Genomic DNA, 16,562 nt, shown 5'->3' with positions numbered 1-16,562 from the left:
TTCCCGCCCCGCGGCTACCCTGGCCGCCGGAGCAGCGACACCCACGGCCCCGCCCCCACGGCCCCGCACGTCCCCGGGAGGACCCGCGCGCATGAGCACCGCCCCCGCCGACCAGCAGAGCGTCTACCCCCCGCCGGCGGCGTTCGCCGCGCGGGCCAACGTCGGCGCGCAGGAGTACGCCCGCGCCGAGGCGGACCCCGAGGCGTTCTGGGCGGAGAAGGCCGGGCGGCTGCAGTGGGACGAGCCGTGGCGCGCCGTCTTCGACGGCTCCACGCTGCCGACGGCGCAGTGGTTCGTCGGCGGGAAGCTCAACGTGGCGGTGAACTGCGTGGACCGGCACGTCGCGGCCGGGCGCGGGGGGAAGGTGGCGCTGCACTGGGAGGGCGAGCCGGGCGACAGCCGCACGATCACCTACGCGCAGCTGCACGACGAGGTGCGCCGCACCGCCAACGCCTTCGAGGAGCTCGGCGTCGGCGCCGGCGACCGGGTCGTGCTGTACCTGCCGGTGCTGCCGGAGACGATCGTGGCGGTCATGGCGTGCGCGCGCATCGGCGCGGTCGTCAGCCTGGTGTTCGGGGGTTTCTCCGCCGAGGCGCTGCGGTTCCGGGTGCAGGACACCGGCGCGAAGCTGCTGGTGTGCACCGACGGGCAGTTCCGCCGGGGTTCGGCGGTGGCCGTCAAGGGCGCGGCCGACGCCGCGGTGGAGGGCCTGGAGCACGTCGAGCACGTGCTGGTGCTGCGCCGCACGGGTGAGCTGACGCCGGACGTGCCGTGGACGCCGGGCCGGGACGTGTGGTGGCACGAGCTGGTGGACCGGCAGAGCACCGAGCACGCCGCGCCGAGCTTCGACGCCGAGCACCCGCTGTTCATCATCTACACCTCCGGCACCACCGGGAGGCCCAAGGGCCTGGTGCACACCAGCGGCGGCTACCTGACCCACACGTCGTGGACGCACTGGGCGGTCTTCGACGTCAAGGACGACGACGTCTACTGGTGCCAGGCGGACCTGGCGTGGGTGACCGCGCACAGCTACGAGATGTACGGGCCGCTGTCCAACGGCGTCACCCAGGTCATCTACGAGGGCTCGCCGCTGACCCCGCACCCGGGCCGGCACTTCGAGGTCATCGAGAAGTACGGCGTGACGATCTACTACACCGCGCCCACGCTGGTGCGCACCTTCATGAAGCACGGGGCTGACCTGCCGGCGCGCTTCGACCTGTCCTCGCTGCGGCTGCTGGGCTCGGTGGGCGAGGCCATCAACCCCGAGGCGTGGCGCTGGCTGCACGAGCACGTCGGCGGCGGGCGCTGCCCGATCGTGGACACCTGGTGGCAGTCGGAGACGGGCGCGGCGGTGGTCGCGCCGCTGCCGGGGGTCACCCCGCTCAAGCCCGGCTCGGGCACCGTGCCGCTGCCGGGGCTGGCCGCCACCGTCGTCGACGAGGCCGGCCGCGAGACCGCGCCCGGCGAGACCGGCGTGCTGGTGATCACCCGCCCCTGGCCGGGGATGGCGCGCACCGTCTGGCGCGACCACGCCCGGTTCGTGGCGTCGTACTGGGAGCCCTACGCGGCGCAGGGCTGGTACCTGGCCGGTGACGCGGCCAGCAAGGACGCCGACGGCTACGTCTGGATCGGCGGGCGCATCGACGACGTCCTGAACGTCTCCGGGCACCGCCTGTCCAGCATCGAGCTGGAGTCCGCGCTGGTGGCGCACCCGCGGGTGGCCGAGGCCGCCGTCGTCGGCGCGCCGGACGAGACCACCGGGCAGCGCATCGTCGCCTTCGTCATCACCCGCGGCGACGCGGCGGGCGGCGCGGCGCGGGCGGCCGACCCGGCGCTGGCCGAGGAGCTGCGCGCGCACGTGGCACGGGTGATCGGCCCGGTGGCCAGGCCCCGCGACGTGGTCGTGGTCCCGGACCTGCCCAAGACGCGCTCGGGGAAGATCATGCGCAGGCTCGTGGCGGACGTGACCGCCGGGCGCGGCGGCGGCGACGTCACCTCCCTGCAGGACGAGACGGCGCTGGCCGCCGTGGAGGCCGCCTGGGCGGGCTACACCGCCTCCCGCCCGGCCGCCGGCGCCTGAGGACGGCCCCCGGGGGCGGCACTGGGGCGGCACCGGGGCGGCCCCGGGCCCCGGCGTGCTCAGGAGACCTGCAGACCGCCGTTGACGTCGTAGGTGGCGGCGGTGACGTACCCGGCGTCCGGGCCCAGGAGGAACTCCACGAGGGCGGCGACGTCCTCGACGGTGCCGACCCGGCCGACCAGGCCGGCGGCGGCCATCGCCGCGCGGCGCTCGCCGGTGAGCGGGCCGCCCATGATGTCGGTGTCCACCGGGCCGGGCGCCACGCAGTTGACCGTCACGCCCAGCGGGCTGACCTCGCGCGCCAGGGCGCGCGTGAAGCCGATGACGGCCGCCTTCGAGGCGCTGTAGGCGACCTTGGAGTAGGTGCCCCCGCCGCGCTGGGCGGAGACCGACGAGGTGCTGACCACCCGGCCCAGGCCGCGCTCGACCACGCCCCGCACGAAGCGCTGCGTCACCAGGAACGTCCCGCGCGCGTTGACGGCCATCACCCGGTCCCACTCCTCGGGCGTGGTCTCCAGGAACGGCGTCGGCGAGCTGATCCCGGCGAGGTTGACGAGCCCGACCACGGGCGGCAGCTCGCGCTCCACGGCGGCGGCGGCCGCGTCCACCGACGCGGGGTCGGCGACGTCGACCTGCACGCCCGCAGCGGCGCCGCCGGCGCCGGTGAGCTCGGCGGCGACGGCGCGCGCCGCGGCACCGTCGAGGTCCAGCACGGCCACGGCCCAGCCGCCGCGCGCCAGCCGGTGCGCCAGGGCGCGCCCGATGCCGCGCGGGGAGCCGGCGCCGGTGACGACGGCGGTGCGGGCGGTGGGGAACGGCGTGGCCATCGGGCCCTCCCGGGGCACTGGGGTCGCCGCCGCGTCCTCGCGGCGGCGCCGCGAACCCTAGGGCCGCGTGCCCGCGCCGTCGACGGCCGTGCGCCCGCGCCGCCGGCCGTCCACGGGCGTCGACGGGCGCCGACGGCCCGCCGGGCGCGGCACCACCCGCGCCCGGCGGTGCTCAGGCCGTCGGGCCGCCGGCCTGCCGGGCCGCCTCGAGGTCCATCCAGCTCAGCTCCCACACGTGCCCGTCGGGGTCGCGGAAGCTGACGCCGTACATCCAGCCGAAGTCCGTCGCCGGGGCGTACTCCGAGCCGCCGTTCGCCAGCGCCTTCGCGCGCAGGTCGTCGCACTCCTCGCGGCTGGAGGCGGACAGGGCGATCATCACCTCGGTGGTGCCCGGCTGCGCCGGCTCGGAGCGCAGGAACCCCTTCCACTTCTCCGGCGCGTGCAGCATGGCGATGACGTTCTCCTCGATCACGACGCAGGTGGTGCCCTCGTCGCTGAACTCGGGGTTCTTGGTGAACCCCAGGGAGGTGAAGAACCCCTCGGAGGCCTGCAGGTCGGTCACCGGGAGGTTGACGAAGATCATGCGCACGGCCGGCTCCTTCGGCTCGCGGGCCCGGGCGGGCCCTCCTGCACGTGGTGACCCCGGCGGCGCGCCGGACTCATCGCCGCCGGACCCACCGCCGCGGCCCGCGGGTCAGAGCCCGGGGAACCACAGCCCGATCTCGCGGGCGGCGGACTCGGGCGAGTCGGAGCCGTGCACGAGGTTCTGCTGCACCGCCAGGCCCCAGTCGCGGCCCAGGTCGCCGCGGACGGTGCCCGGCGCGGCGGTGGTGGGGTCGGTGGTGCCGGCCAGGGAGCGGAAGCCCTCGATGGCGCGGTGCCCCTCGACGACGGCGGCGACCACGGGGCCGGAGGACATGAACTCCACCAGCGGCTCGTAGAAGGGCTTGCCCTCGTGCTCGGCGTAGTGCCCGGCGAGCAGCTCGCGGTCGGCGGTGCGCAGCTGCAGCGCCACCAGGGAGTAGCCCTTGGCCTCGATCCGGCGCAGCACCTCCCCGGTGAGGTTGCGCCGGACGCCGTCCGGCTTGACGAGGACGAGGGTGCGCTGGACGTCGCTCTGGGTGGCCACGGCCCGCACCCTACCCAGGCGGCCCCGGCCCGCGCGGCGCCCCGGCCACCCGAGCCCGGCCACCCGCCGCGCCGACCTGACAGCATGGCGGCGCACCGGTGAGGGGCACCGGCCCGGACGAGGGAGGACGCCGTGGCGCTGCGCAGCGACCGCGAGGACACCCGCGCGCAGGAGGAGGCCCTGCGCGCCGCGCGCGAGGAGGCCGCCGACGTGCTGGCCGACCTGGCCGCCGAGGCGAAGGCGCTGTCGAAGGCGTACGCGGCCCGCTCCGCGCGCGTGCCGGACGGCTCGGCGCTGGCCGGGCTGGTCGACGCCGCCCGCCGCGCGGAGGAGGCCGTCGACCTCGCCGCCCACGACCTGGCCACCGCGCGCGGCGAGGACGCCTGAGCCGAGCGCGGCGACGCCGGGGCCGCGCCGGGGCCGTGCGGGGGTGGGCTCGAGCCCCCGGCCCCGGGCCCGTCGGGGTGCGCGGGCGCGGGCGCGGGCGGACGATCATCCACGGGCTCCGCACCGGGGCGCCACGCCGGCCCGGCGTTCCCGGAGCCACCCGACCACCAGGAGCCCGGATGTCAGCGGAGCACTCCAGCCCCGACGCGGAGGAGCGCCAGCGCACGACCACGAAGGTGGTGCTCATCTCGGTGGTGGCCGCCATCGGCGGCTTCCTGTTCGGCTTCGACACCGCGGTCGTCAACGGAGCGGTCGACGCCGTCGCCGGCCAGTTCGGCCTCAGCGGCTTCCTGGAGGGCTTCGCCGTCTCGTGCGCGCTGCTCGGCGCCGCCGTGGGCGCGTGGTTCGCCGGGCGCCTGGCCGACCGCTTCGGCCGCAAGGCCGTCATGGTCATCGGCGGGCTGCTCTTCGCGGTCAGCGCCGTCGGTTCCGCGTTCGCCTTCGCCGTGTGGGACCTCATCGCCTGGCGCGTGGTCGGCGGCGTCGGCGTGGGCGTGGCCTCGGTCATCGCCCCCACCTACATCGCCGAGGTGGCCCCCGCCCACGTGCGCGGCCGGCTCGGCTCGCTGCAGCAGCTCGCGATCACCGTCGGCATCTTCGCCGCGCTGCTCTCGGACGCCTTCATCGCCAACACCGCCGGCGGCGCCGGGGAGACCACCTGGCTGGGCTGGGAGGCGTGGCGCTGGATGTTCCTCGTCGGCGTGGTCCCCTCGGTGGTGTGGGCGTTCCTGGCCCTGCAGGTGCCCGAGTCGCCGCGCTACCTCATCGCGCAGGGCCAGACCCAGAAGGCGACCGACGTGCTGCGCGAGGTGCTGGGCACCCGCAACCTCGGCGCGCTGCAGCGCAAGGTCGCCGACATCCGCCGCAGCATGCAGCGCGAGGACGAGCCGAGCCTGCGCGACCTGCGCGGCCCGCGCCTGGGCCTGCAGCCCATCGTGTGGGTCGGCATCCTGCTCTCCGTCTTCCAGCAGGCCGTCGGCATCAACGTGATCTTCTACTACTCCACGTCGCTGTGGAACTCCGTCGGCTTCGAGTCCGAGGACGCCTTCACCACCTCCACGATCACGGCGGTGACCAACGTCGTGGTCACCTTCATCGCCATCGCCACCGTCGACAGGGTGGGGCGCAAGCCGCTGCTGGTCGCCGGCTCGGCGACGATGTTCGTCGCGCTGGCGGTCATGGCGGTGGCGTTCTCGCAGGCCACCGGCTCCGGCGAGGACATCAGCCTGCCCGGCGCCTGGGGCCCGGTGGCCGTGGTCGCCGCGAACCTCTTCGTCATCGGCTTCGGCGCCACCTGGGGCCCGATCGTGTGGGTGCTGCTGGGCGAGATGTTCCCCGGCCGCATCCGCGCCGCGGCCCTGGCCGTGGCCGCCGCGGCGCAGTGGCTGGCGAACTTCGCCATCTCCACGACGTTCCCGCCGCTGTCCGAGCTGGGCCTGACGTTCGCCTACGGCCTGTACGCCGCGTTCGCGCTGCTGTCGTTCTTCTTCGTGCTCAAGGCGGTCCCGGAGACGAAGGGCCGCGAGCTGGAGGAGATGGGCGAGGCGCCCGCGCCCGCCCGACACACCTGACGCGGCCGACGCGGCTGACGCGCCGCCGGCCTCGGAGGGCCCGCCGCCCTCGCGCCGCCCCTCGCGCTCGGCCAGGCCGCGGGCGACGACCTCGCGCTCGCGCTCGACGCGCGTGCCCACGCGCAGGCACGCGAACCAGATGCCGGCGAAGACCACGCCGATGACGACCATGGTCCAGCGGAAGACCTCGGGCACGACGAAGCCGGAGGCGACGATGACCACCTGCAGCGCCCAGCCGAGGGCGTAGCCGGCGCGCGAGCGCAGCAGGCCCGCGCACAGCACGCACAGCAGCGCCAGGACGCCGCCGGCGAGGAGGTAGGTGCCCTGCTGGGCGCGGTCCAGCGCGGTGGCGGCCAGGGTGGCGAAGAAGACGACCAGCGCCTCGGCGGCCAGGGTGCTCGCCGCGAGCACCCGCTTGGGGTTCCTCACCGCTCCTCCCCCCTGCCCAGCAGGCGCCGCACGTCCCCGGCGAGCACCACCGACCCGGCCACCAGCACCCCGGCGCCGGGGCCGACCTCCGCCTCGGCCAGGTCCACCGCGCGCGCCAGCGCCTCGTCGAGGCGCTCGGCCACGTGCACGCGGTCCTCGCCGAAGACGTCCTCGGCGACCTCGGCCAGCTCGGCGGGCTCCAGCGAGCGCGGCGAGGAGGAGCGGGTGACCACGACCTCGGCCAGCACCGGCTCCAGGGCGGCCAGGACGCCGTCGACGTCCTTGTCGCCGGCGACGGCGAGCACCCCCACCAGGCGGGAGAGGGTGAACGCCTCGGCGACGGCCTCCGCCAGCGCCTGCGCGCCGGCGGGGTTGTGGGCGGAGTCCACCAGGATCGTCGGGGAGGTGCGCAGCACCTCCAGGCGGCCCGGGGAGGAGACGTCGGCGAAGGCGGCCTCCACCAGCCCCGGCGGCAGCGCGTCGCCGGGCAGCGCCAGCAGCGCCTCGGCGGCGCTGAGCGCGGTGGCGGCGTTGTCGGCCTGGTGCGAACCGTGCAGGGGCAGCAGCACGTCGGTGTAGGTGCCCCCGCGGGTGCGCAGCGTCAGCAGCTGCCCGCCGACGGCCAGCGAGCGCTCCTGCACGCCGAAGTCGACGCCCTCGCGCACCACGGTGACCCGCTCGGCGGCGGCGCGGGCCAGCAGCACGCCGGCGGCCTCCTCCTGCTGGCGGCCCATGACGAACGTGGCGCCGTGCTTGACGATGCCGGCCTTGTGGGAGGCGACCTCCTCCAGCGTCGAGCCCAGCCACGCCTCGTGGTCCATCGCCACGGGGGTGACCACCGCGACGTCGGGCACGACGACGTTCGTGGTGTCCCAGGTGCCGCCCAGGCCGGTCTCGACGACGGCGACGTCCACGGGGGCGTCGGCGAAGGCGGCGAAGGCCATGAGGGTGAGGACCTCGAAGAAGCTCAGCCGCGGCTCCCCGGCCGCGGCGGCGCGCTCGTCGAGCACCGCCACGACGGGCTCGACGTCGTCGAAGGCGCGCACGAACGCCGGCCGGGAGATCGGCTCGCCGTCGATCGCGATGCGCTCGGTGACCTCCACCAGGTGCGGGCTGGTGAAGCGGCCGGTGCGCAGGTCGTGCTCGCGCACCAGCCGCTCGACCATGCGCGTGGTGGACGTCTTGCCGTTGGTGCCGGCCACGTGCACCACCCGGTACGCCAGCTGCGGGTCGCCGAGCAGCCGGCACGCCTCCCGGACGCGCTCGAGGGTGGGGTGGATGCGGTGCTCGGGGTTGCGGGCCAGGATCGAGGCGACGACCTGCGCGTAGCGGGGGTCGTCGTCGGCGCCGGAGGCGCGGCGCTCCTCGCGCCGGCGCCGCTCGGCGCCGGTGGCCGGCGCCCGGCGGTCCTGCGGCACGCGCCCGCGCCGCAGCGCGTCGCCGCCGAAGGCGACGTCGTCCTCGAGCACGCCCGGCTCGAGGTGGGCGTGCTCCTCGCCGCGCTCGCGCGCGTGCTCGTCGCGGGCTCCGGGGTTCACCGCTCCTCCAGCTTCTCGACGGCGACGCGGACCTCGTGGCCCTCCACCGAGGCCACCAGGGTGGCGCGCTCGGCGGGCAGGGCGTCGGCGCTGCCCGAGGAGCCGAACTGCTGCGCCAGGGTCTCCTCGACGACGAGGTTCTGGTGGGTGACCAGCGCCTCCCAGACGGGGCCGTCGGCGGCGACGGTCAGGCGGATGCGGTCGGACACGTGCAGGCCGGCGTCGCGGCGGGCCTGCTGCACCAGGCGCACCACGTCGCGGGCGACGCCCTCGGCGGCCAGCTCGGGGGTGACCGCGGTGTCCAGGACGACGAACCCGCCGCCGTCCAGGGCGGCCGTGGTCAGGCCCTCGCGGCCGCCCTCGACGGTGGTGGTCAGCTCGTACTCCCCCTCGGCCAGCTCGACGCCGCCGGCGACGACCGTGCCGTCGGCCCGCTCCTCCCAGTCGCCGGACTTCGAGGCCCGGATGACCTGCTGCACCTGCTTGCCCAGGCGCGGGCCGGCGGCGCGGGCGTTGACGGTCAGCTTGGCCCTCACGCCGTGCTCGACGGCGCGCCCGACGTCGCCCAGGGCGACCTCGCGCACGTTGACCTCCTCGGCGACCAGCCGGGCGAAGGGCTCCAGCGCAGCCGGGTCGGGCACGAGGACCTCCAGGCGGCTCAGCGGCAGGCGCACCCGCAGCCCGTTCGCCTTGCGCAGCGCCAGGGCCGCCGAGCACGCCGAGCGCGCGGCGTCCATGGCCGCCACGAGCGCGTCGTCGGCCGGCAGGTCCACCGGGTCGGGCCAGTCGGTCAGGTGCACCGAGCGCCCGCCGGTCAGCTCGCGCCAGACGTGCTCGGAGACCAGCGGCAGCAGCGGGGCCAGCAGCCGCGAGGTCGTCTCCAGCACCGTGTGCAGGGTGTCCAGCGCGTCGCGGGCGCGCTCGGACTCCCCGTCCCAGAACGCCGCGCGCGAGCGGCGCACGTACCAGTTGGTCAGCACGTCGAGGAACTGCCGCACGCTCTCGCAGGCCCCGGCGATGTCGTACGCGTCGAGCTGGGCGGTGACGGCCACGACCGCGTCGTGCAGCTTGGCGAGGACGTAGCGGTCCAGCACGTCCGGGGACGTGGTGCGCCAGCGCGGGGTGTGGCTGGAGGTGCCCGAGTACAGCCGGAAGAACTGGACGGTGTTCCACAGCGGCAGCAGCACCTGGCGCACGGAGTCGCGGATGCCCGCCTCGGTGACGACGAGGTTGCCCCCGCGCAGCACCGGCGAGCTCATGAGGAACCAGCGCATGGCGTCGGAGCCGTCGCGGTCGAGCACCTCGGAGACGTCCGGGTAGTTGCGCAGCGACTTGCTCATCTTGCGCCCGTCGTCGCCCAGCAGGATGCCGTGCGAGACGCAGGTGCGGAACGCCGGGCGGTCGAAGAGCGCGGTGGCCAGCACGTGCAGCGTGTAGAACCAGCCGCGGGTCTGCCCGATGTACTCCACGATGAAGTCGCCCGGGTAGTGGCTCTCGAACCACTCGGTGTTCTCGAACGGGTAGTGCACCTGCGCGAAGGGCATGGAGCCGGACTCGAACCAGCAGTCGAGCACCTCCGGCACCCGGCGCATGGTGGAGCGGCCCGTCGGGTCGTCGGGGTTGGGCCGGGTCAGCTCGTCGACGAAGGGGCGGTGCAGGTCGGCCGGGCGCACGCCGAAGTCGCGCTCGAGCTCGTCCAGCGAGCCGTACACGTCGGTGCGCGGGTACGCCGGGTCGTCCGAGGTCCACACCGGGATCGGGCTGCCCCAGTAGCGGTTGCGGCTGATGGACCAGTCGCGCGCGCCGGCCAGCCACTTGCCGAAGGAGCCGTCCTTGACGTGCTCGGGCACCCAGGTGATGTCCTGGTTCAGCTCGACCATGCGCTCGCGGATCGCGGTGACCTTCACGAACCAGCTGGAGACGGCGCGGTAGATCAGCGCGTTGCCGCAGCGCCAGCAGTGCGGGTACGGGTGGTCGTAGGTCTCCTGGCGCAGCAGCACGGCACCGCTGGGCACGCCGTCGCGCAGCGCGCGGGCGATGGGCCGGTTGGCGTCGAAGACGTGCTGGCCGGCGAGGTCGGGCACCTCCGCGGTGAAGCGGCCGCGCCCGTCCACCGGCACCACCGGCACGATGCCGGCGGCGTCGGTGACGGCCTTGTCGTCCTCGCCGAAGGCGGGGGCGATGTGCACCAGGCCGGTGCCGGAGTCGGTGGTGACGTAGTCGGCGGGCAGCACCCGGTGGGCGTTCTCGCGGCCCTCGAAGTACGCGAACGGCGGGCGGTAGCGCTCGCCGAGCAGGTCCGCGCCGCGCAAGCGGGCGCTGACGCGCTCGGCGGCGTCCTCGCCCAGCTCGCGCGCGTAGTGGCCCACGCGCGCCTCGGCCAGCAGGAACCGGCGCCCGGCGTGCTCGGTGCCGGGCGCGCCGTCGACGACGACGTAGTCCAGCTCCGGGTGCACGGCCACCGCGAGGTTGCTCGGCAGCGTCCACGGGGTCGTCGTCCACACCAGCGCCAGCACGCCGTCCAGCTCCGGGTGCGCCGGCGAGCCCTGCAGGGGGAAGCCGACGGTGACGGCCGGGTCCTGCCGGTCGCGGTAGACGTCGTCCAGGCGCGTCTCGGAGTTCGACAGCGGCGTCTCGCAGCGCCAGCAGTACGCCAGCACGCGGAAGCCCTCGTAGACCAGGCCCTTGTCGTGCAGCGTCTTGAACGCCCACATCACCGACTCCATGTAGTCGGTGTCGAGGGTCTTGTAGTCGTTGGCGAAGTCCACCCAGCGCGCCTGGCGGGTGACGTACTCCTCCCACTCGCGCGTGTAGCGCAGCACCGAGGAGCGGCACGCGTCGTTGAACGTCGCGATGCCCATGGTCTCGATCTCGGACTTGTGGGTGATGCCGAGCTGGCGCTCGGCCTCGACCTCGGCGGGCAGGCCGTGGGTGTCCCAGCCGAAGCGGCGCTCCACCCGGTACCCGCGCATGGTCTTGTAGCGCGGCACGACGTCCTTGACGTACCCGGTGAGCAGGTGGCCGTAGTGCGGCAGGCCGTTGGCGAAGGGCGGGCCGTCGTAGAAGACGAACTCGCCGGCGGCCGAGCCGCGCCGGGCCTCCACGCTGGCGGCGAAGGTGCCGTCGGCGGCCCAGGAGTCCAGCACGGCGCGCTCGATCTCGGGGAAGCGGGGGCTGGAACCGCTCTGCTCGCTGGGGCTGCCGACCGGCTCGGGGGCCTGGTCGACCGCCTGGTCCGTGACCTCGGACACGCGTTCTCCTCGACGACGCTGGCTGTGCCGCGGGGACGACTCCCGCCGGGGCCGGCGGTGCCGCGGTACCACCCCGCTTGCCGCCGGCGCCCCTCCGCAGCGGGAGGTGCGACGACGACCGCTCGTCGCCCGGCTGTCACGGGCCGGACCCGTCCGGGTCTAGTGGGGCACCCGGGGGTGCCCGTTCTTCCGGAGGCTCACCGGTGATGGCCGGGTCGACGCCTGTGCCCGCGATCCTACCCGCGGGCGCCCCCCGCGCGCCCGCCGCACCCGGGCGGATCTCGCGCCGCACCCGGGCGGATCTCGCGCCGCACCCGGGCGAACTACCTGTCACCGGCGGTACCGCGTACCCGGGGTGCGGGCGTACGGTGGCGCCGGGCCGCCGCGCGCGGCCCGCCGCCACCGAACGAGGAGGTCCCGTGGCCCGCTCCGCCCCCGCAGCGCGCGGCGTCGTGTTCGCCGACGGCGTGCGCACCCCCTTCGGCAGGGCCCGCCCCGACGGGCTGCACGCCGGCACGCGCGCCGACGACCTCGTCGTCGCGTGCCTGCGCGAGCTGCTGCGGCGCAACCCCTCCCTGCCGCCCGAGCGCGTGGAGGAGGTCGCGGTCGCGGCCGCCACGCAGAGCGGCGACCAGGGGCTGGTGCTCGGGCGCAGCGCCGCGCTGCTGGCCGGTCTGCCGGTGAGCACCCCCGGCTACGCGGTCGACCGCTGGTGCGCCGGCGCCGTGACCGCGGTCACCACGGTCGCCGCCTGCATCGCCGTCGGCGCCCTGGACGTGGCGCTGGCCGGCGGCGTGGAGCACATGGGCCGCCACCCCCTCGGGCAGGGCCTGGACCCCAACCCGCGCTTCCTCGCCGAGCGCCTCGTCGACGCCGACGCCCTGGACATGGGCAGGACCGCCGAGGCGCTGCACGACCGCTCCCCCGCCCTGACCCGCCGGCGCACCGACGAGTACGCGGCCGCCAGCCAGCGGAAGTTCGCGGCGGCGGTGGCCGCCGGGCGCATCGGCGCCGACCTCGTGCCCGTGGCCACCTCCGTCGCCGGGCGGGGCTGGGGCCTGGCCACCGCCGACGAGCTGGCCCGCCCGGACACCACCGTCGAGGCCCTGGCGGGCCTGCGCACCCCCTTCCGCCCCCACGGGCGCGTCACCGCCGGCAACGCCTCGCCCCTGACCGACGGCGCCACCGCCTGCCTGCTCGCCGAGGAGGGCACCGCCGCCGAGCTGGGCCTGAGCGCCCGCATGCGCCTGGTCGGCTTCGCCCACGCCGGCGTCGAGCCGGGCGTCATGGGCCTGGGCCCGATCCCCTCCACCGAGAAGGCGCTGGCGCGCGCGGGCCTGACGATCGAGGACATCGGACTGTTCGAGCTCAACGAGGCCTTCGCCGTGCAGGTCCTCGCCTTCCTGGACCACTTCGGCCTCGCCGACGACGACGAGCGCGTGAACCCCTACGGCGGCGCGATCGCGATCGGCCACCCGCTGGCCGCCTCCGGCGTGCGGCTGATGACCCAGCTGGCCCGGCAGTTCGCCGAGCACCCCGAGGTCCGCTACGGCCTGACCGCCCTGTGCGTCGGGCTCGGGCAGGGCGCCACGGTGCTCTGGGAGAACCCGCACCACGCCGAGTACGAGCCCACCGCCGCCAGCGCCACCACCGCGAGCGCCACCACCGCCAGCGCCACCACCGACGGGGAGGCCCGCTGATGCCCGTGCACGTGCGCGTCGTGGACCTGCCCGGCGCGCCCGGGCAGCCCGCCGGACCCGCCCGCCTGGCCCTGCTGACCCTGGACCCCGGCGAGCCGCGCCGCCCGTTCGTGCTGGGCGCCGCGGCGCTGGCGCAGCTGCGCGAGGCGCTGGAGGAGGCCGCGCACCTGGCCGCCGCCGGCGAGGTCGCCGCCGTGGGCGTCACCGGCGCGCAGGGGACCTTCTGCGCCGGGGCGGACCTGAAGGCGGTGGCCGGCGCCGACCGCGCGGCGGGGCTGGCCACCGGGCGCCTGGGCCACGAGGTCCTCGGCCGGCTCGCCACCTTGGGCGTGCCGTCGTTCGCGTACGTCGGCGGCACGGCCCTGGGCGGCGGGCTGGAGACCGCCCTGCACGCCACGTACCGCACGGTGGCCACCACCGCCCGCGGCCTGGGCCTGCCCGAGACCCGCCTGGGCCTGGTGCCCGGCTGGGGCGGCACCTGGCTGCTGCCGCACCTGGCCGGTCCCGACGTCGCCGTGCGCGTCGCCGTGCAGGACCCGCTGGCGGGCGACCGCACGCTCACCGGTCCCGCGGCCGTGCAGCTCGGCATCGCCGACGTGGCGCTGGAACCGGCCGACTTCCTGGTGCAGTCGCTGCGCTGGACGGCCGCCGTCCTCGCCGGGCGGGTGCGCGTGCCGCGGCGCGCGCCGCTGCCGGGGGCCGAGGAGGCCGCCGCGTGGGAGGCGGCCGTCGCGCGCGGGCGCGCCGCGGCCGACGCCCGCGTGCGCGGCGCCGCGCCCGCCCCGTACCGGGCGCTGGACCTGATCGCGGCCGCGCGCACGAGCACCCGCGAGGCGCACTTCGCCGCCGAGGACGAGGCGATCGCCGACCTCGTCGCCTCCCCGCAGCTGCGCGCCTCGCTGTACGCCTTCGACCTCGTGCAGCGCTACCGCAAGGAGCCCGCCGGGGCGCCCCCGCGGGAGCTGGCCCGGCCGGTCACCCGCGCGGGCGTCGTCGGCGCCGGGCGGATGGCGAGCCAGATCGCGCTGCTGCTGCTGCACCGGCTGCAGGTGCCCGTGGTGCTCACCGACGTCGACGAGGCCCGCGTCGCGCAGGGGCTCGCGGCCGTGCGCTCCGGCGTGGACGACCTGCTCGCCCGGGGCCGCCTCACGCCCGGCACCGCGGACCGGCTGAGGGCGAGCGCGTCCGGGTCGGTCGAGAAGGCCGCGCTGGCCGACTGCGACCTCGTGGTCGAGGCGGTGTTCGAGGAGATGGCCGTCAAGCACGCCGTGCTGCGCGAGGTGGAGCCGCTGCTGCGCGAGGACGCCGTCGTCGCCACCAACACCAGCTCCCTGTCGGTCACGGCGATGGCCTCGGTGCTGGAGCACCCCGAGCGGTTCGTCGGGCTGCACTTCTTCAACCCCGTCGCGGTGCTGCCGCTGGTGGAGGTCGTGCGCACGCCCTCCACCGACGAGGCGACCCTGGCGACCGCGTTCGCGGTGGGCGCGCAGCTGGGCAAGACGTGCGTGCCCGTGCGCGACGCGCCCGCCTTCGTCGTCAACCGCATCTCCACCCGGGTGTTCGACGAGGTGCTGCGCGCCGTGGACGCCGGCACCCCGCTGCTGGAGGCCGAGCACGCCCTGGACGAGCTGGGCCTGCCCATGACGCCCTTCCGGCTGGCCTCGTTCGTGGGGCCGGCGGTCATGCTGCACGTGCACGAGGCGCTGGCGGCCGCGTTCCCCGGGCGCTACCGCGTCTCGGACAACCTGCGCCGCTGGGTCGAGGCGGGCTCACCGCCGCTGGTCACCGAGCGGGGGCCGGTGGAGGCCACCGGCGCCGCCGAGCGGGTGCTCGTGCAGGGCCGGGAGCCGGTCGGCGGGCCCGAGCTGCTGCGCCGGGTGCAGGACGCCCTGGCCGACGAGGTGCGCCGCGTGCTCGACGAGGGCGTCGTCGCCGGCCCCGAGGACGTCGACGTGTGCCTCGTGCTGGGCACCGGCCACCCCCTCTCCACCGGGGGCGCCACGCCCTACCTGGACCGCGTCGGCGCCTCCGAGCGCGTCACCGGCCGCCGCTTCCACCCGGGCTGAGCGCCCCCGCCACCGGCGCGGGCCGCCCCGGCGCGGGCGCCCCGCCCGGTGCGCCCGGGCCGGGGGCGCGCCGGGTGCACCCGCGCCCGGCCGCCTTGGCCGCGTACAGCGCGCCGTCGGCGCGGGCGAGCAGCGCCTCCGGCGCCTCGGCGCCGTCCCAGAGCGCCAGGCCCGCCGAGAAGGACTGCCCCGAGGGCACCACCTCCCGCAGCCGCTGCAGCAGCGCCTCCACCCGGCCGGGCCCTAGGCCCTCGGCGGCCACGAGGAACTCCTCCCCGCCCCAGCGGCCCAGCAGCACCCCGCCGGGCAGCTCGCGCTCCCAGGCGCGCGCGGCGCCCACGAGCAGCGCGTCGCCGGCGGCGTGCCCGAAGCCGTCGTTGAAGCGCTTGAAGCGGTCCAGGTCCAGCAGCGCCACGACCAGCGGCGTGCCGGCGGCCGCCGCCCGCGCGCGCAGCCGCTGCAGCTCCGCGTCGGCGCTGCGGCGGTTGGGCAGCCCCGTCAGCGCGTCGGTGCGCGCCAGCGCGTCCAGCTGGCCCGCCTGCGCGCCCAGCCGGCGCAGCAGCGTCCACATGCGCGCCACCACGAGCAGGAACAGCACCGAGGAGGTCAGCACCACCGCCCACGCCGACAGCGGCGCACCGGTGAGCAGCTGCAGGGCCAGGGTGCCCGGCGAGAGCAGGCTCGCCCCCGCCAGCAGCGCCAGGCGGCCGGCGCCCAGGCCCCTGCCGCGGTCGGGGGCGGGGTCGGAGAGCCGGCGCATCGAGGGGTGCAGCGCCGCCGCCCCCCACAGCACGTAGCTGGCCATCCACACCGGGTCCAGGAACACCACGTCGTAGCCGGTGACGGCGTACACCACCTGGAAGGCGACGTCCGCGGCGAGCATGAGCCCGACGGCGGCCACCAGCAGCCGCGAGCTCGCCGAGCGCGTGCCCGCCGCCGAGACCAGCCGCACCAGCACCGCCAGGACGAAGACGTCGCCGAGGGGGTAGGCCGCGCTGACGGCCCCGCCGAGCAGGTCCTCCTCCAGCTGACCCAGCGCCGGGCGCAGCAGGAACACCCACGACAGCAGCCCGGCCCCCACCGAGAGCACGGTCGCGTCGATGACGCCCTCGAGGTCGCGGCCCGGTCGCGCCGAGCGCGCCAGGCGCAGCAGGGACGCCCCCAGCAGCGGGTAGGCCAGCAGGTAGGCCACGTCCGGCGCGGCGGGGTACTCGCGCGAGCCGAGCACCTCGTACACCAGCGCCCACAGCGCGTCGCCGAGCGCCCACGCGCCCAGCCCCGCGGCCATCCACCACCACGACGCCGCGCGCACCGGGCGGTGCAGGCGCACCCCGGCGGCGACGGCCAGCGCGCTGGAGGCGCTCACGCACGCGATGAGCGCGTCGCGGGCCAGGCCGCCCAGGCAGGAGGTCAGCACCGCGAGCGCGCCGGCGAGCACCAGGTACGCGGCCCAGGGGGCCGGACGGCGGCGGGTGCGGTGCACGGTGGGTCATCGACGCCGCGGACCGCGCTCTTCACCCCCGC

General features: G+C 76.4%; 11 protein-coding genes and 1 pseudogene. 5 read left to right on the top strand and 7 right to left on the bottom strand.

What is annotated here, in order from left to right; translation table 11 throughout:
* The first annotated feature begins 91 nt into the window (after positions 1-91).
* On the top strand, positions 92-2,080 hold the full coding sequence (gene acs / locus ACRYMN_RS09070) for an acetate--CoA ligase (protein ID WP_432494165.1): 1,989 nt from the start codon (positions 92-94) through the stop codon (positions 2,078-2,080).
* Positions 2,081-2,139: 59 nt separating this feature from the next.
* On the opposite strand, the gene ACRYMN_RS09065 is transcribed toward acs, so the two are convergent.
* The 3 genes from ACRYMN_RS09065 to ndk all read right to left on the bottom strand — a co-directional run bounded on the left by ACRYMN_RS09065 (position 2,140) and on the right by ndk (position 4,036).
* Positions 2,140-2,907 (bottom strand): SDR family NAD(P)-dependent oxidoreductase, encoded by a 768-nt coding sequence (locus ACRYMN_RS09065; RefSeq protein ID WP_432494163.1) that lies wholly within the window; start codon positions 2,905-2,907, stop codon positions 2,140-2,142.
* Between the two features lie 172 nt (positions 2,908-3,079).
* A complete protein-coding gene (locus tag ACRYMN_RS09060) occupies positions 3,080-3,496 on the bottom strand; it encodes a VOC family protein (protein WP_432494161.1) in 417 nt (138 codons plus the stop codon).
* Positions 3,497-3,601: 105 nt separating this feature from the next.
* A complete protein-coding gene (ndk, locus tag ACRYMN_RS09055) occupies positions 3,602-4,036 on the bottom strand; it encodes a nucleoside-diphosphate kinase (protein WP_432494159.1) in 435 nt (144 codons plus the stop codon).
* Between the two features lie 132 nt (positions 4,037-4,168).
* Here ndk and ACRYMN_RS09050 point away from each other — a divergent pair, with 132 nt between their 5' ends.
* Both ACRYMN_RS09050 and ACRYMN_RS09045 read left to right on the top strand, forming a co-directional pair.
* Positions 4,169-4,423 (top strand): hypothetical protein, encoded by a 255-nt coding sequence (locus tag ACRYMN_RS09050; protein ID WP_432494157.1) that lies wholly within the window; start codon positions 4,169-4,171, stop codon positions 4,421-4,423.
* 179 nt (positions 4,424-4,602) lie between these two features.
* Positions 4,603-6,054 carry a sugar porter family MFS transporter gene (locus ACRYMN_RS09045; RefSeq protein WP_432494155.1) on the top strand — a complete coding sequence of 484 codons (1,452 nt, stop codon included), beginning with the start codon at positions 4,603-4,605 and terminating at the stop codon, positions 6,052-6,054.
* A 153-nt stretch (positions 6,055-6,207) separates the two neighbouring features.
* On the opposite strand, the pseudogene ACRYMN_RS09040 reads toward ACRYMN_RS09045, so the two are convergent.
* The 3 genes and pseudogenes from ACRYMN_RS09040 to ileS form a co-directional block, all read right to left on the bottom strand.
* Positions 6,208-6,465 (bottom strand): annotated as a pseudogene (locus ACRYMN_RS09040) (DUF4233 domain-containing protein); the annotation flags it as partial.
* Between the two features lie 14 nt (positions 6,466-6,479).
* Entirely contained in the window at positions 6,480-7,901 is a 1,422-nt protein-coding gene (locus tag ACRYMN_RS09035; RefSeq protein WP_432494215.1) for a bifunctional folylpolyglutamate synthase/dihydrofolate synthase, read from the bottom strand.
* A 116-nt stretch (positions 7,902-8,017) separates the two neighbouring features.
* Positions 8,018-11,272 (bottom strand): isoleucine--tRNA ligase, encoded by a 3,255-nt coding sequence (gene ileS / locus ACRYMN_RS09030; RefSeq protein WP_432494153.1) that lies wholly within the window; start codon positions 11,270-11,272, stop codon positions 8,018-8,020.
* Between the two features lie 419 nt (positions 11,273-11,691).
* On the opposite strand from ileS, the gene ACRYMN_RS09025 reads away from it, so the two are divergent.
* The gene (locus ACRYMN_RS09025) at positions 11,692-12,972 is read left to right on the top strand and encodes a thiolase family protein (RefSeq protein WP_432494151.1); all 1,281 of its coding nucleotides are present in this window, start codon (positions 11,692-11,694) and stop codon (positions 12,970-12,972) included.
* Positions 12,972-15,038, top strand: coding sequence for a 3-hydroxyacyl-CoA dehydrogenase NAD-binding domain-containing protein (locus ACRYMN_RS09020; protein ID WP_432494149.1), 2,067 nt, complete (start codon positions 12,972-12,974; stop codon positions 15,036-15,038). The genes ACRYMN_RS09025 and ACRYMN_RS09020 overlap by 1 nt, the downstream gene beginning before the upstream one ends.
* Here the strand turns inward: ACRYMN_RS09020 and ACRYMN_RS09015 are convergent.
* Positions 15,010-16,521: a GGDEF domain-containing protein gene (locus ACRYMN_RS09015; protein WP_432494147.1), complete on the bottom strand. Its 1,512-nt coding sequence runs from the start codon at positions 16,519-16,521 to the stop codon at positions 15,010-15,012. The two genes, ACRYMN_RS09020 and ACRYMN_RS09015, sit on opposite strands and share 29 nt — an antisense overlap.
* Positions 16,522-16,562 lie beyond the last annotated feature (41 nt).

Source organism: Kineococcus gypseus (assembly GCF_050871305.1).
Lineage (GTDB): Bacteria > Actinomycetota > Actinomycetes > Actinomycetales > Kineococcaceae > Kineococcus > Kineococcus gypseus.
This window is presented reverse-complemented; position numbering and strand designations above follow the sequence as displayed.

Bases quoted from the DNA above. Each gene is read 5' to 3' on its own strand.
- acs (WP_432494165.1), top strand. From the start codon at position 92: ATGAGCACCGCCCCCGCCGACCAGCAGAGCGTCTACCCCCCGCCGGCG.
- ACRYMN_RS09065 (WP_432494163.1), bottom strand. From the start codon at position 2,907: ATGGCCACGCCGTTCCCCACCGCCCGCACCGCCGTCGTCACCGGCGCC.
- ACRYMN_RS09045 (WP_432494155.1), top strand. From the start codon at position 4,603: ATGTCAGCGGAGCACTCCAGCCCCGACGCGGAGGAGCGCCAGCGCACG.
- ACRYMN_RS09020 (WP_432494149.1), top strand. From the start codon at position 12,972: ATGCCCGTGCACGTGCGCGTCGTGGACCTGCCCGGCGCGCCCGGGCAG.